Origin of the sequence: Actinacidiphila acididurans (assembly GCF_016918855.1) — a bacterium.
Classification (GTDB): Bacteria; Actinomycetota; Actinomycetes; order Streptomycetales; family Streptomycetaceae; genus Actinacidiphila; species Actinacidiphila acididurans.
The window spans coordinates 129,765-143,340 of sequence record NZ_JADKYB010000002.1 but is presented as its reverse complement, the minus strand read 5'-3'; the positions used below and the strand labels follow the sequence as shown (position 1 = coordinate 143,340).

General features: G+C 73.7%; 11 protein-coding genes. 9 read left to right on the top strand and 2 right to left on the bottom strand.

All coding sequences use genetic code 11. The features are described 5' to 3' along the window. Nucleotides 1–28 precede the first annotated feature (28 nt). From ITX44_RS03770 to hemL, 8 genes are all read left to right on the top strand, one after another. Nucleotides 29–460, top strand: a complete 432-nt coding sequence (locus tag ITX44_RS03770; RefSeq protein WP_205355534.1) for a hypothetical protein — start codon at nt 29–31, stop codon at nt 458–460. A gap of 252 nt (nt 461–712) precedes the next feature. Next, the gene (locus tag ITX44_RS03765) at nt 713–1,465 is read left to right on the top strand and encodes an aspartate racemase/maleate isomerase family protein (protein ID WP_205355533.1); all 753 of its coding nucleotides are present in this window, start codon (nt 713–715) and stop codon (nt 1,463–1,465) included. After that, nucleotides 1,462–2,709 (top strand): FAD-dependent oxidoreductase, encoded by a 1,248-nt coding sequence (locus tag ITX44_RS03760; protein WP_205355532.1) that lies wholly within the window; start codon nt 1,462–1,464, stop codon nt 2,707–2,709. The genes ITX44_RS03765 and ITX44_RS03760 overlap by 4 nt, the downstream gene beginning before the upstream one ends. Nucleotides 2,710–2,885: 176 nt before the next feature. Continuing rightward, nucleotides 2,886–3,686, top strand: a complete 801-nt coding sequence (locus ITX44_RS03755) for an aspartate/glutamate racemase family protein (RefSeq protein ID WP_205355531.1) — start codon at nt 2,886–2,888, stop codon at nt 3,684–3,686. 266 nt (nt 3,687–3,952) lie between these two features. Beyond that, complete coding sequence (hemB, locus tag ITX44_RS03750; protein ID WP_205355530.1) at nt 3,953–4,969, top strand: porphobilinogen synthase; 1,017 nt, start codon at nt 3,953–3,955, stop codon at nt 4,967–4,969. Between the two features lie 4 nt (nt 4,970–4,973). Beyond that, complete coding sequence (gene hemA / locus ITX44_RS03745) at nt 4,974–6,362, top strand: glutamyl-tRNA reductase (protein ID WP_307795080.1); 1,389 nt, start codon at nt 4,974–4,976, stop codon at nt 6,360–6,362. Continuing rightward, entirely contained in the window at nt 6,359–8,461 is a 2,103-nt protein-coding gene (locus ITX44_RS03740) for an acetate--CoA ligase family protein (protein WP_205355529.1), read from the top strand. Before hemA ends, ITX44_RS03740 begins: the two co-directional genes overlap by 4 nt. Further along, entirely contained in the window at nt 8,458–9,738 is a 1,281-nt protein-coding gene (gene hemL / locus ITX44_RS03735; protein WP_205355528.1) for a glutamate-1-semialdehyde 2,1-aminomutase, read from the top strand. The genes ITX44_RS03740 and hemL overlap by 4 nt, the downstream gene beginning before the upstream one ends. Before the next feature lie 94 nt (nt 9,739–9,832). Here hemL and ITX44_RS03730 read toward each other — a convergent pair whose 3' ends face one another. Beyond that, nucleotides 9,833–10,249, bottom strand: coding sequence for an organic hydroperoxide resistance protein (locus ITX44_RS03730; protein WP_205355527.1), 417 nt, complete (start codon nt 10,247–10,249; stop codon nt 9,833–9,835). 231 nt (nt 10,250–10,480) lie between these two features. Here ITX44_RS03730 and ITX44_RS03725 point away from each other — a divergent pair, with 231 nt between their 5' ends. Continuing rightward, the gene (locus ITX44_RS03725; RefSeq protein ID WP_205355526.1) at nt 10,481–11,581 is read left to right on the top strand and encodes a CaiB/BaiF CoA transferase family protein; all 1,101 of its coding nucleotides are present in this window, start codon (nt 10,481–10,483) and stop codon (nt 11,579–11,581) included. 85 nt (nt 11,582–11,666) lie between these two features. On the opposite strand, the gene ITX44_RS03720 is transcribed toward ITX44_RS03725, so the two are convergent. Next, entirely contained in the window at nt 11,667–13,538 is a 1,872-nt protein-coding gene (locus ITX44_RS03720) for a glucuronyl esterase domain-containing protein (protein WP_205355525.1), read from the bottom strand. Between the last annotated feature and the right edge of the window lie 38 nt (nt 13,539–13,576).

The following is a 13,576-nucleotide window of genomic DNA, read 5'->3' as shown; positions in this document are numbered from 1 at the left end:
CCGCCAACCGGAAAGTCAGGGATGCACCATGCCGTTGGTCGAAATCACCGCGCCCGCCGGGGCGTTCCCGGAGACCGCCGTCGAAACGGTCCAGCAGCGGGTGGCCCGGGCCGTCCTGACCTGGATGGGCCTGCCCGGCACCGACTTCTTCGCCGGCGCCACCTGGGTCTATCTGCACGAGGCCGAGAAGGGCCGGGGCGCCACCGCCCTGCCCGGCGCGACCCCGGGGTTCCTGGTCGTCGTGACGGCCCTGGAGAACTTCCTCACCCCGGAGCGCAACGAGTCGCTCGCCGCCGAGATCACCCGGATCGTCCGGGAGGAGGCGCAGTACGGCGCCGACGACGAGACCCCCGTGTGGACGATCGTGAAGGAGATCCCGGAGGGGTACTGGGCGGTGAACGCCGGGCTGACCCGGCGGGCGAAGCTGGACGAACTGATAGCGCAGGCCGCGCAGGGCTAGAGCGCGTCCGGAGCAAGTAATAGCGGAATACGCACGTGGTACCGCCGAATCGGCGGTGCGGCCCGACCGCCGTACCGCCGATTTTCTTTACCCTTCTTTACGCGATTCTTGCATCCGCAACGGAACCGGGCCGCGCTCCGGTTGTTTCGGGGCGCATCCGAAGGTCCGGCTGTGCGGACTCCCGTAGTGTCCGGGGTGCGGGCCCGGCCTAGGGTGTTGCCGATGTTGGAGGCGAGTTGGGGAGAATCCGCCATGGCTCTGCACTCGGCACCACGGCTCGGAGTTGTCGTTCCGCCGGCCAATGCGGCAGTCGAACCGGAAATCGGTGAACTGACGAATTCGGCGATGAATGTGCACACCGTACGGTTCCCGGTCCTGCCGGGAAAGGACTTGCGCGAACGCCTGGAGACGTACAACGAGGTCCTGCCCGGCACCCTGTCCGGCTTCGGCGACCTGCGGCTGGACGCCGCCGTGGTGGCCTGCACCGGGTCGCACTATCTGCTCACGCCCGCCGGTGACCGGGTCCTGTGCGACGAGCTGTCGCAGCGGCACGGCGTCCCGGTACGGTCCGCCGCCGGCGCCATCCTCGCCGCCGCCCGGGCCGCCGGGGTGGACCGGCTCGTGCTGATCTCGCCCTACCAGCCCTGGCTCACCGAACTGTCGGCGCGGTACTGGCAGCAGGCCGGCCTGACGGTGGAGCGGGTGGTGAAGGTACGCGCCGGGGACCGCTTCTCGCCGTACGACGTGACCACCGAGGAACTGGTGGCCCAGGTGCGCGCCGCGGACCTGCCCGGGGATTCGGACGACACGGCCGTACTGTTCACCGGCACCGGCATGTTCACCCTGGCCGCGCTGGCCGAACTCGGCCGCGACACCGGCCAGGTGCTGCTCACCTCGAACCTGGCCAGCACCTGGTGGGCGCTGGACACCGCGGGCCTGCCGGCCGGCACGCCCGCCGCCCACCCGCTGCTGCGCCGCCTGGCCGAACGGACGGTCGCGGCATGAGTACGGCGGCGGGGCCCCCCGCCGGTTCACCGGTCGCCGTGGTCGGCGCCGGTCCGGTCGGGCTCACCGCGGCCCTGGTGCTGGCGCGCGCGGGCGTGCCGGTGACCGTCCTGGAGTCGCGGCCGGAGCTGTCCGCGGCCTCCCGCGCCTCGACCTTCCACCCCGCCACCCTGGACCTGCTCGACGAACTCGGCGTGGCCGAGCCGCTGCACCGGGCCGGCCGCGAGGTCGCCCGGATCCAGTGGCGGGACCTGGACGGGCAGGTGCACGCCGAACTCGACTACCGGCTGCTGGCCGGCCGCACCGGCCACCCGTACCGGCTGCATGTGGAGCAGTCCCGGCTGACCCCGCTGCTGCTGGCCGCGCTGGAGGCCACCGGCCGCGCCGAGGTGCGGTTCGCCGCCGCGGTGACCGGCGTGCGCCAGGACGCGGACGGGGTACGGCTGACCACGGCGTTCGGACCGGACAGCGCCGGCGAGCGGCAGGAGAGCCGGCACGCCTGGGTGATCGCCGCCGACGGCAGCCACAGCACCGTACGGGAGGCGGCCGGACTGCCGTCCACCGCACGGGAGTACCCCCACTTCGCGCTGCGGGTCGTCACCCGCACCCCGCTGGACCGGCTGGTCCCGGACCTGGCGCCGCTCAGTTACGTGCGCGACGCCCGGCAGTCGTACAGCGTGCTCGGCATGCCCGACCACTGGCGGCTGATCTTCCGGGTCCCGGCCACGGACTCCCGCGAGCGGGCGGTGGAGCCCGCGGCCGTACGGGACCGGCTGGCGGCCGCGCTGCCCGGCGTGGGGGCGCGGGTGGAGGTGGCGGACGCCCACACGTACCGGCTCGCGGCCTTCGTGCTGCCCCGCTACCGGGCCGGGCGACTGCTGTTCGCCGGGGACGCGGCCCATCTGACCTCCACCGCGGGCGGCATGAACATGAACTGCGGCCTGCACGACGCCGTGGCCGTCGGGCGGGCGCTGGCCGCGCTGCTGTCCGGCCGGGCCGGCGAGGCCGACCTCGACGCCGCGGTGGAGGAACGCCGCACCGTGGCCGAGACGTCGGTGATCCCCCGCAGCGAGGCCAGGACCGCCGGGCTGGACGGGGGCGACGCCCTGCGGCGGGCCCTCGACGGCATCCGCCGTACCGCCGCCGACCCCGGCGCGGCCACCGACTACCTGGTCAAGGCGTCCCTGCTGGACTGCGCTCCCCTCCCCCTGCCGGGGAGCGCGGTCCGGCAGGCCGTCCGATGAGACCGCCGGTCCCCGGAAGCGACCGGCGCCAACGGCCCGGCGGCGGCCAGGACGTGAGCCACGGTCACGGCCGCCGCCACCGTCACGGCCGGAACCACGGCCACGGAAAGAGAACCGCGGAAACGACACCACGACACCGGCACCCGCGCCAGCGGGAGGACTGAGGGGCGATTCCCATGCGGATCTGGTTCCACAAGCACACCGTCGAAGGACGGCTCCCGCTGCTCGACCAGTGGTACCGGGAGCACCTGGACGCGATCACCGCACCCGGCACCACCGTCGACATCAAGACCCTGCCGGCCGAGACGTACCCCGACCGCACCCCGTTCGGGCTGGTCGGCCACCACTCGGCCCAGGTGCTGTTCAGCCAGCACTTCGCGCAGGCCGCGGTGACCGCCGAGCGCCAGGGCTACGACGCCTGGATCATCGCCGCCGGCCAGGACCCCGGCCTGCGCGACGCCCGCCACCTGGCGGCCATCCCCACCCTCGGCTACGGCGAGGCCGCGTTCTTCCTGTCCGCGATGACCGGGCAGCGCTTCGGGCTGCTGGGCTTCATGCCGCCGCTGGAGGAGCCGATCCGGGCCAACATCACGCGCTACGGCCTGACCTCCTCGCTCGCCTCCTACGAGGTGGTACCCGGCGGCTGGGACTCGGTCCACCGGTCCCTGGAGGGCGACTTCGACCAGTTCGTCGAGGTGTACTCGGCCGCGGCGCAGCGCGCCGCCCGGGCCGGCGCGGAGGTCGTCATCCCCGCCGAGGGCATCCCCAACGAGATCCTGTGGCACCTGGGCATCCACGAGCTGCACGGCCTGCCGGTGGTCGACCCGGCCGGCCTGGCGGTCAAGCTCGCCGAGACCCTGGTCAACCTGGGCGAACTCGGCCTGTTCGCGCGCAGCGGCCACGGCTACTGGTTCAGTCGGCCGGACGCCGCGGTGACCGCCCACCTGGAGAAGGTCTTCCTCGGCGCCACCTTGTGACCGCGCCGCGGCCCGAGTGACCCGAGTGCGCCGCCTTGATCCACGGCGCCACCCCTGACCGACGGCACCACCCCCGATCGACGGCACCACCCCCGATCCAGGCACCACCCCTGATGCACGGCACCACCTGATCCGCGCCGCCGCCCGGTCCGGGCGGCGCGCCGGGTGCCCCTCCCGGCCGGTTGAACCGATAGCGGCGGCCGTGTCCCTGGTCCCTCCCGGCCCGGGCGCCCCACCCCACCCGCACACCGCTAGGAGAATCCGTCATGTCCCTTGCCCACGGGCCCAGCGTCTTCCCCGACGGCGGCACACGACCGTACTACCGCCCCCGCCGGCTGCGCCGTACCCCGGCGCTGCGCCGGTTCACCGCCGAGACCCGGATCGGTCCGGCCAACCTCGTCCAGCCGCTCTTCCTGCGCGAGGGGCTGAGCGAGCCGCGCGAGATCCCGTCCATGCCGGGCGTGTTCCAGCACACCCGCGACAGCCTGCGCAAGGCCGCCGTGGAGGCGGTCGACAAGGGTGTCGGCGCGCTGATGCTGTTCGGCATCCCCGAGCACAAGGACCCGCGGGGCTCCGGCGCCCTGGACCCCGAGGGCGTGCTGCAGGTCGCGCTGCGCGACGTGTCCGCCGAGGTCGGCGACGCCACCGTGGTCATCGGCGACATCAACCTCGACGAGTACACCGACCACGGGCACACCGGTGTCCTGGACGCGAACGGGGACGTCGACAACGACGCGAGCATCGAGCTGTACGCGCGGGTCGCCGTGGTCCAGGCGGAGGCCGGCGCCCAGGTGGTGGCGCCCAGCGGCATGATGGACGGCCAGGTGCGGCGCATCCGTGAGGCGCTGGACGCCGCGGGCCACCAGTCCGTGGCGATCCTCGGCTACTCGGCGAAGTACGCCTCGCACTTCTACGGCCCGTTCCGGGACGCCGTGGAGTCCACGCTGCGCGGCGACCGCAAGACGTACCAGCAGCACCCGGGCAACATCCGCGAGTCGCTGCGCGAGGTCGAACTCGACGTCGCCGAGGGCGCGGACATGGTGATGGTCAAGCCGGCGCTGGCCTACCTGGACATCGTGCGGCTGATCGCGGACCAGGTGCAGGTGCCGGTCGCCGCCTACCAGGTCTCCGGCGAGTACGCGATGGTCGAGGCCGCGGCAGCCAAGGGCTGGATCGACCGGGACCAGATCGTCCGGGAGAGCCTGGCCGCCATCCACCGGGCCGGCGCCACGCAGGTCATCACCTACTGGGCGGCCGAGTTCGCCGACAGCCTGGACCGGTGACCCCGTGACCACCCCCACTCCCCCCTCTTCCGCCGCCTCCGCCGCTGCCGGGCAGGCCGCGCCCGCCGCCCCGGATTCCGCCGCGCCCGGCATGCTCGTGCTCGGCATCAGCCACGCCACCGCGCCGCTGGACCTGCTGGAGCGGTTGTCCGAGACCGAGCGCCCGCTGGACGACCTGATACGTGACATCACGGCCGTGGACGGCTTCGACGCCGCGGTCGTGGTGTCCACCTGCAACCGGCTGGAGATCTACGCCGAGGCCCGCCCGGACGCCAGCGGCGACGCGCTGCGCGAGCTGGTCACCCGGCACGCCGACCTCGAACCGGGCGCCCTGGACTCGCACCTGTACACCCATCAGGCCGACGACGCGGTACGCCACCTGTTCGCCGTGGCGTCCGGCCTGGACTCGGTGGTCGTCGGCGAGGACCAGATCCTCGGCCAGGTCAAGCAGGGCCTGGACCGCTCCCAGCAGCTCGAGCGCTCCGGCAAGGTGCTCGACCGGGCCGTGCAGACGGCGCTGCGGGTCGGCCGCCGGGCCCGTAACGAGACCGGCCTGAACGAGGCCGGCCGCTCGCTGGCCACCGCCGGACTCGGCTTCTTCGAACGGCAGGTGGGTTCGCTCACCGGCCGGACCGCCCTGGTGATCGGGGCCGGTTCGATGGCCGGCGTGGTGGTCGCCGCGCTGCGCCGCTCCGGGCTGAGCCGGGTCCACCTGGCCAACCGCACGCCGGAGAAGGCGCAGCGGCTCGCCGCGACCGCGGACGGCGACGGCTTCGGCCTCGACGACATTCCGCGGCTGCTGACCGAGGTGGACGTGGTGGTCGGCGCCACCGCGGCCACCGGCCGGGTGGTCCCGGTCGGCACGGTCGAGGCCGCGATGGCCGAGCGCGCCGGCCGGCCGCTGTTCGTCCTGGACCTGGCCATGCCGCACAACATCGCGCCCGAGGCCGCGGCCCTGCCCGGCGTCACATTCGTCGATCTTCAGCGGATCGCGGAGGAAGGCGAGGGCGACGAGATCTCGGCCGCCAGCGTCGTGGCCGCCCAGGAGATCGTGGCCAAGGAGGTCGGCAGCTTCTCGGCCGGGCTGCGGCTGGCCGGCGCCACCCCCATCCTCACCGCGATGCGCAACGCCGCGGCCGAGGCCACCGAGGCCGAACTGAGCCGGCTGGCGCGGCGGCTGAACGACATCGACGAGAGCACCCATCAGGAGATCAGCCGCAGCGTGCGGCGGATCGTCGACAAGATCCTGCACCAGCCCACCGTCCGGGTCCGGGAACTGGCCGCCTCCTCCGACGGCGCCCGGTACCTCGACGCGCTCGGGGAGCTGTTCGTGCCGGGCGCCCCCGGCGCCCACCGCCCACCGGACAAGACGAAGGTCGAGGCCATCGCATGAGTGACATCTCGGCGTTGTGGAACGCCCGCTCGGTCGCCGTGATCGGGGCCAGCGAACGCCCCGGAGCGCTGGGCCGCAAGCCCATGGACTACCTGCTGCGGTACGGCTACAAGGGCCGTATCCTGCCGGTCAATCCGCGCTCGGAGCAGATCCTGGGCGTGCCCGCCTACCCCAGCGTGCGGGACGTGCCGGGCCCGGTCGACCTGGCGCTGATCATGGTCGCCGCTGACCGGGTGCTCGGCGCGGTCGACGACTGCGTGGCCGCCGGGGTGCCGCTCGCGGTGATCGCCTCCTCCGGCTTCGCCGAGACCGGGGAGGAGGGCGCCCGGCTGCAGGCCGAGGTCGTCGCGCGGGCCCGGGCCGGGAACATGCGGGTCATCGGCCCCAACTGCATCGGCGCGGTCGGCTACGAGAACCGGGTGATGGCCACCTTCAGCCCGCTGTTCGGGGCCGAGGAGGTGCCCTTCGAGCCCGGCAGCCTGGCCTTCGTCAGCCAGAGCGGCGCGCTCGGCTTCGGCGCCGCGAGCCTGGCGCTGGAGCGCGGCCTGCGCCCCGGCTGGGTGGTCAGCACCGGCAACGACGCCGATGTCACGGCCCTGGAGGTGCTGCGCGAACTCAGCCAGGAACCGAGCGTCTCCGGGCTGCTGGGGTACCTGGAGGACGCCCCCGACATCGGCACCCTGCGCGCGCTGGCCGGCTCCGGCAAGCCGGTGGCCCTGCTGAAGTCGGGCCGCACCGAGGCCGGCGGCCGGGCGGCCGCCTCGCACACCGGCGCCCTGGCCACCGACGACCGCGTCCTGGACGCGGCGCTGCGCCAGCTCGGCATCGTGCGCGTGGACGACATCGACGAACTCCTCGACGTCGCACGGGTCTTCGAGTCCGAGCGGCGCCCGGCCGGCAACCGGGTCGCGGTGGTGACCACCTCCGGCGGCTCCGGAATCCTGGCCGCCGACGCCATCGAGGCCGAGGGCCTGGAGCTGAGCACCCTGGAGCCGCAGAGCAAGGAGGCGCTGGCCGGGATCGTGCCCGCGTTCGGCGCGATCGACAACCCGGTGGACATCACCGCCACCGTGCTCAGCGACCCCACGCTCTTCGACCGGTCGCTGGACGTGCTGATCGCCGACGACTCGGTGGACATCATCGTCGCCTGCTTCTGCGTGATGGCCGGCCCGGACGTGGAGAAGGCGGTGACCAGCCTGGCCAAGGCGGCGGAGAAGGGCGGCAAGCCGATCCTGGTGGCCCGCACCGGCGCGGACTTCCTCGCCCCGGACGCGCCGCGCGACCTGCGGGAGGCCGGGCTGCCGGAGTACCCGACACCGGCCCGCGCGCTGCGGGCCGCCGCCGCCCTGTGGGAGGTCAGCCGGCCCCGCACCGCGCTGCCCGAGGCGTCCGTCGGCGCCGGCACCACCGGTCCGCTGCCCGGCGCGACCGAGCCGGAGCTCAAGCGGCTGCTGGCCGACGCGGGTGTCGCCGTACCCCGGGGCCGGACGGTGACCGGCCCGGACGACGCGGTACGTGCCGTCGAGGAGTTGGGCGGCAGCGCGGTGTTCAAGGCCGTCGTGCCGGGGCTGTTGCACAAGACCGAGGCGGGCGGCGTCGAGGTCGGCGTCACCGCCGACGGCGCGGCGCTGGCGTACGCGCGGATCGCCGCGCTCGGCGGCGACGTGCTGGCCGAGGAGGTCGTCGGGGACGGCGTCGAGCTGATCGTCGGCGTGCACTCCAGCGACCTCGGGCCGGTGCTGACCGCCGGGCTCGGCGGGATCTTCACCGAGATCCTGGACGACGTCGCGCACCGGCTGCTTCCGCTGCGCCCCGGGGAGGGCGCGGAGATGCTGGCCGAACTGCGCGGCGCGAAGGTCCTGGCGGGCACCCGCGGCCGCCCGGGCGTGGACGTCGCCGCCGCCGCGGACGTCCTGCACCGGGTCGCCGAACTCGTCCAGGACTGGCCCCAGGGCTTCTCGCTCGACCTCAACCCGGTGCGGGTCCTGTCCCAGGGCGCCGTCGTGCTCGACGCCGCTCTGACCGGCCCGGCCGCGACGGCCTCGGCTGAAGCGACCGTCGAAGCGACCGCCGTCCCGGCCGCCGGAGGTGCGCGGTGACCAGCGAGGAGTGGTTCGGCCGCGCGCGGCAGGTCATCCCGGGCGGCGTCAACTCACCCGTGCGCGCGTTCGGCGCGGTGGGCGGCACCCCGCGGTTCATGGCCTCGGCGCAGGGCCCGTACCTCACCGACACCGACGGCAAGGAGTACGTCGACCTGATCTGCTCCTGGGGTCCGATGATCCTCGGGCACCGGCACCCCGCGGTGCTGGAGGCGGTCGAGGAGGCGCTGCGGCGGGGCACGTCCTTCGGGACGCCCACCACCGCCGAGGTGGAACTCGCCGAGGAGATCGTGGCCCGGGTGGCGCCGGTGGAGCAGGTGCGGCTGGTGTCCTCCGGCACCGAGGCGACCATGTCGGCGATCCGGCTGGCCCGCGGCTTCACCGGGCGCTCGAAGGTGGTGAAGTTCGCCGGCTGCTACCACGGCCACGTGGACGCGCTGCTGGCCGCCGCCGGATCGGGCCTGGCCACCTTCGCCCTGCCCGACACCCCGGGCGTGACCGGCGCCCAGGCGTCGGACACGATCGTGCTGCCGTACAACGACCTGGCGGCGGTGGAGAAGACCTTCGCCGAGATCGGCACCGACATCGCCTGTGTCATCACCGAGGCCGCGCCCGGCAACATGGGCGCGGTGCCGCCGCTGCCCGGCTTCAACGCGGGCCTGCGGGACATCACCCGGCGGTACGGCGCGCTGTTCGTCTCCGACGAGGTGATGACCGGCTTCCGGGCCGGCCGCTCCGGCTGGTACGGGGTCGACGGCGTGGCACCCGATCTCATGACCTTCGGCAAGGTCATGGGCGGCGGCTTCCCGGCCGCGGCCTTCGGCGGGCGCGCGGACGTCATGGCGCACCTGGCCCCGGCCGGCCCGGTCTACCAGGCCGGCACGCTGTCCGGGAACCCGGTCGCCACCGCGGCCGGCCTGGCCACCCTGCGCCACTGCACGCCCGAGGTCTACGAGCGGCTGGACACCGTGGCCACGGCCATCGGCCGCGAGGTCTCCGCCGCGCTGGACGCGGCGGGGGTCGCCCACCGCGTCCAGTACTCCGGGACCATGTTCTCGGTGTTCTTCACCGACCGCGAGGTGCTGAACTTCGACGACGTACGGGCCACCGAGTCCCGCCGGTACACCGCCTTCTTCCACGAGATGCTGCGCCAGGGCGTCTACCTGCCGCCGTCGCCCTTCGAGGCGTGGTTCGTCTCCGCGTCCCACGACGACGGGGCGGTGGACCGGGTGGTCCGGGCCCTGCCGGCTGCCGCGGCCGCGGCGGCCGGGGCCTGACGCGGGGGCCGATGCCGTACAAAAGCCCGCCGGCCGTCCGGATTTCCCGGACGGCCGGCGGGTTGTGCGCGGACTCGGACGGGCGCTCCCGGACTCAGACGGCGACGGTCACCGCGACGTCCACGTTTCCCGCGACCGCCTTCGAATACGGGCAGCGGCCGTGCGCCGCCGCGGCCAGGGATTCGGCCTGTTCCCGGTCCAGTCCGGGCAGTTCGACGGTGAGTGACGCGGAAAGGTGGTAACCGCCGTCGTCCTTGTTCAGGGTGACCCGGGCGGTCACCGTGTCGCCGTTCAGCACGGTTTTCGATTCACGGGCCGCCGCCCGCAGCGCGCTGTGGAAGCAGGCCGCGTACCCGGCCGCGAACAACTGCTCGGGATTGGTCGAGGTGCCCGCCCCGCCCAGCTCCTTCGGGCTGGTCAGCCCCATGTCGAGAATGCCGTCGGACGACCGGACCGCGCCGTTGCGGCCGTCACCGGTGGAGGCCACCTCGGCCGTGTACAGAACCGCCACGGAAATTCACCTTTCCTTCCTGGACATCCATCCTGGGAGATCCGTAATACGAGGGCACGTTGACATTCGCCCCAGTCTCGGCCGCGACAAGTCACCGGCACGCTACGGCTTTCCGCAGTGACCGGATCGATGCGTCCGCATAACGTCGTCATCCGGCAGCACACGGAAATGTGCCCGGGAAAACCGGGGGAACAACGGAGAACACCGAGGAACACCAAGGAACACTCAGGAATGCGAAAGGGGTTGATCGGCGTGGGACCGCTGGCAGGCGTCCGCGTACTGGAATTCGCCGGCTCCGCACCGACGGCGTTCGTCGGCACCGTGCTCGCCGGCCTCGGCGCCGACGTCGTACGGATCGACCGGGCCGCCGCCGCGCCCGGCGCCGGCCGGGTGGCCGACCCGTTGGGCCGCGGCCGCCGTTCGGTGGCGCTGGACCTGAAGAGCGAGCAGGGCGTGGCGACCGCGCTGGACCTGATCGCGCGGGCCGATGTGCTGGTCGAGGGATTCCGACCCGGCGTCAGTGAGCGGCTGGGCATCGGCCCGAAGACCGCCCTGGAGCGCAACCCGCGACTGGTCTACGGCCGGGTCAGCGGCTGGGGGCAGGACGGCGCCTGGGCCGACCGGGCGGCGCACGACCTGGCGGTGCTGGCGCTGACCGGCGCCCTGGACACCGACCCGGGCACCGGCGCCCCCGTACCCCCGCCCTCCGCGTACCTGTCCAGCTTCGCCGGCGGCGCGATGGCGCATGTGCAGGCGGTGCTGGCGGCTCTGTACGAGCGGTCCTCCTCCGGGCGCGGGCAGGTCGTGGACACCGCCCTGAGCGACGGCGCCGCGCTCGTCGCGACCCTGGTCCACCAGTGGCGGGACGTCCCCGGCAACCACACCGTCACCGACGCCCCGTACTACACCTTCTACGCGTGCGCCGACGGCCGGCACATGGCGGTGGCCGCCATCGAGCCGCGGCTGTACCGGAACCTGCTCGACCGGCTCGGCCTGCTCGACGCGCCCGGGCTGCCGGACCGCGACGACCCCGCCTCCTGGCCCGCGCTGCGCGCCCTGCTCGCCGCTGCCTTCCGGGCGCGGGACAGCGCGCACTGGACGCAGGTGTTCGCGCAGGCCGGCGGCGACGCGTGCGTGGTCCCGGTGCTGACGCCCGCGCAGGCCGCCGACCACCCGCAGCTGGCCGCCCGCGGCGCCTTCGTGACGGTGGACGGCGCTCTCCAGCCGGCCCCGGCGTCCCGCTTCGACCGCACCCCGGCCGACGTCCCCGGGCCGGCCCCGCTGCCGGGCGAGCACACGGCGCAGGTTCTCGCGGAGTGGGCCACGGACTGATCCCGGCCGGGCCCCGGTGCCGTACGGTCCCGCCCCGGCCGGAGGTGCCGGCCGGGGCGGGACGCGCGGTGTCATACGGCGGGGATCACGGGCTGGTGCAGGTGATGCCGGTCGGCGCCGTCGAGGAGGCGCCGTTGGCGGTGTAGCCGAAGGTGGTGCTCGCGTTCGGGGCGACCGTGCCGTTGTACGCGGCGTTGTGCACCGTGACGGCGCCGCTGGTCCCGCTGGCCGTGCCGTTCCAGAGGCTGGTGATGGTCTGGCCGGAGGCGAGGGTCAGGGTCACGGTCCAGCCGTTGATCGCGCCGGCACTGGTGTTGGTCACCGCCACCTCGCCCTGGTAACCGCCGGTCCAGGCGCTGACCGTGGTGTACGTCGCGGCGCAGGCGCCGCCACCGGTTCCGCCGGTCGTGCCGCCGGTCGTGGTGCCCGCGGTGGTGCCGGAGCTCGTACCGGAACTGGTTCCGGAGGTCGTACCCGACGTCGTACCGGCGGTCGTGCCGGCCGTGGTGCCGGTCGTGGTTCCCGATGACGTGCCGGAACTGGTTCCGGAGGACGTGCCCGACGTCGTACCGGCGGTCGTACCCGCCGTGGTGCCCGCGGTCGTACCCGACGACGTGCCGCCGTTCGTCGAGCCCCCTGGCGTCAGGGTCGGAGTGGTCCAGTCCCGCCACGAGGACAGGGAGCCGGACTTCAGCGAGGAGATGCGGAACACGCCGGGCGCGGTGCCGGTGTTGAACAGGAACTTGGCGATGCTCTGCTGGAGCGGGGCCTTCCACTCCGGGCGGACCGCGCAGTGGGTGCCGTCCTGGACGTCCGACCAGTAGGAGATGTCGGCGCCCGCGCCGAGCGCCTTGTAGACCTCGGCCCCGGCCTGGGCGGCCACGCTGCCGGACTTCGCGGCCAGCCAGTCGATGTGCGGGTTCTCCATCATGAACAGGCCGCGCGGCGCGACCATCGCCACGATCTCGTGCGTGTCGACCGGCAGCGTGGTCGGGTTGCCGGTGAAGGAGGTGAACGCGTCACCCAGCCACGGCTGCTCGGTGAAGGCGCTGCTCAGCGGCTGGGAGCCGCTCTCCCCGGGGATGCCGCGGAAGATGGGCGCGCCACCGCTGCCCGACTCGATCGGCATGGTCAGGGCGATGCGCTGGTCGAAGGCGCCCGCGACGAACGCGCCCTTGCCGTACCGCGAACACCCCGTCACGCCGGTCGCGTTGGCCCGCAGAACGCTGCCGTCCGACTGCTCGATGACGTCGATGATCCGGCTCACGCCCCAGGACCAGGCCATGAGCAGGCCGGTGCTGCTGGACGAGCCGTAAATGCTGTAGAAGGCGCCCTGCTTGTTGGTTCGGGGCGTGCCCTCCTTCCCCACCGCGGTGGGGTCGTAGTTGATCACGGCGGCACCGGACGCCTTGATCGTGGCGGTGTCCGCGCCGAGGCCGCCCAGGACGATGACGGCCGGGAAGGGGCCGGTGCCGCTGGGCAGGTCGACGCTCGCCGTGAAGCTCGAACTGCGGCCCTGGTCGCTCACGTTGACGGTGATGCCGGTCCGGCTGACCGTGCCCGTGACACTCGCGGGCTTGGCGGGCTTCGCGCCGTAGACGTACCGCTCCGCCTGCTGCTTGATCTCCTCGCGCCGGCACCGCCAGTCGTCCGTGGTGGTGACGCGGGTGCCGTTCATCTTCGTGAACGGGTCGGGAAGCAGGGACTTGGCGGTCAGGGAGCCGGGCGCGGGCACCGCGCAGTCGGCGCCGTCGTCCTCGACGCCCGCGGTGGCTGCGGCCTGAGCGGCCTGCGGGGCCTGAGCCACGCCGGCCGACTGGGCCTGGACCGCCCGGGCGACGGCCCGGGGAGCACTGACCGCGCCCGCCTGCGGGACGAGAGCGGTGGTGGTCAGGCCCGCCGCGGCCAGGAAGACGGCGGCTGCCCACGCCCGTGGCCGATATCTGGGGAAGCGCATAGGGACCTCCATGACATGCGCGCGGCCGGCGGGCGCGG

Bases quoted from the DNA above. Each gene is read 5' to 3' on its own strand.
- hemB (WP_205355530.1), top strand. From the start codon at position 3,953: ATGTCCCTTGCCCACGGGCCCAGCGTCTTCCCCGACGGCGGCACACGA.
- ITX44_RS03765 (WP_205355533.1), top strand. From the start codon at position 713: ATGGCTCTGCACTCGGCACCACGGCTCGGAGTTGTCGTTCCGCCGGCC.
- ITX44_RS03770 (WP_205355534.1), top strand. From the start codon at position 29: ATGCCGTTGGTCGAAATCACCGCGCCCGCCGGGGCGTTCCCGGAGACC.
- ITX44_RS03760 (WP_205355532.1), top strand. From the start codon at position 1,462: ATGAGTACGGCGGCGGGGCCCCCCGCCGGTTCACCGGTCGCCGTGGTC.
- ITX44_RS03755 (WP_205355531.1), top strand. From the start codon at position 2,886: ATGCGGATCTGGTTCCACAAGCACACCGTCGAAGGACGGCTCCCGCTG.
- ITX44_RS03725 (WP_205355526.1), top strand. From the start codon at position 10,481: ATGCGAAAGGGGTTGATCGGCGTGGGACCGCTGGCAGGCGTCCGCGTA.
- ITX44_RS03720 (WP_205355525.1), bottom strand. From the start codon at position 13,538: ATGCGCTTCCCCAGATATCGGCCACGGGCGTGGGCAGCCGCCGTCTTC.
- ITX44_RS03740 (WP_205355529.1), top strand. From the start codon at position 6,359: ATGAGTGACATCTCGGCGTTGTGGAACGCCCGCTCGGTCGCCGTGATC.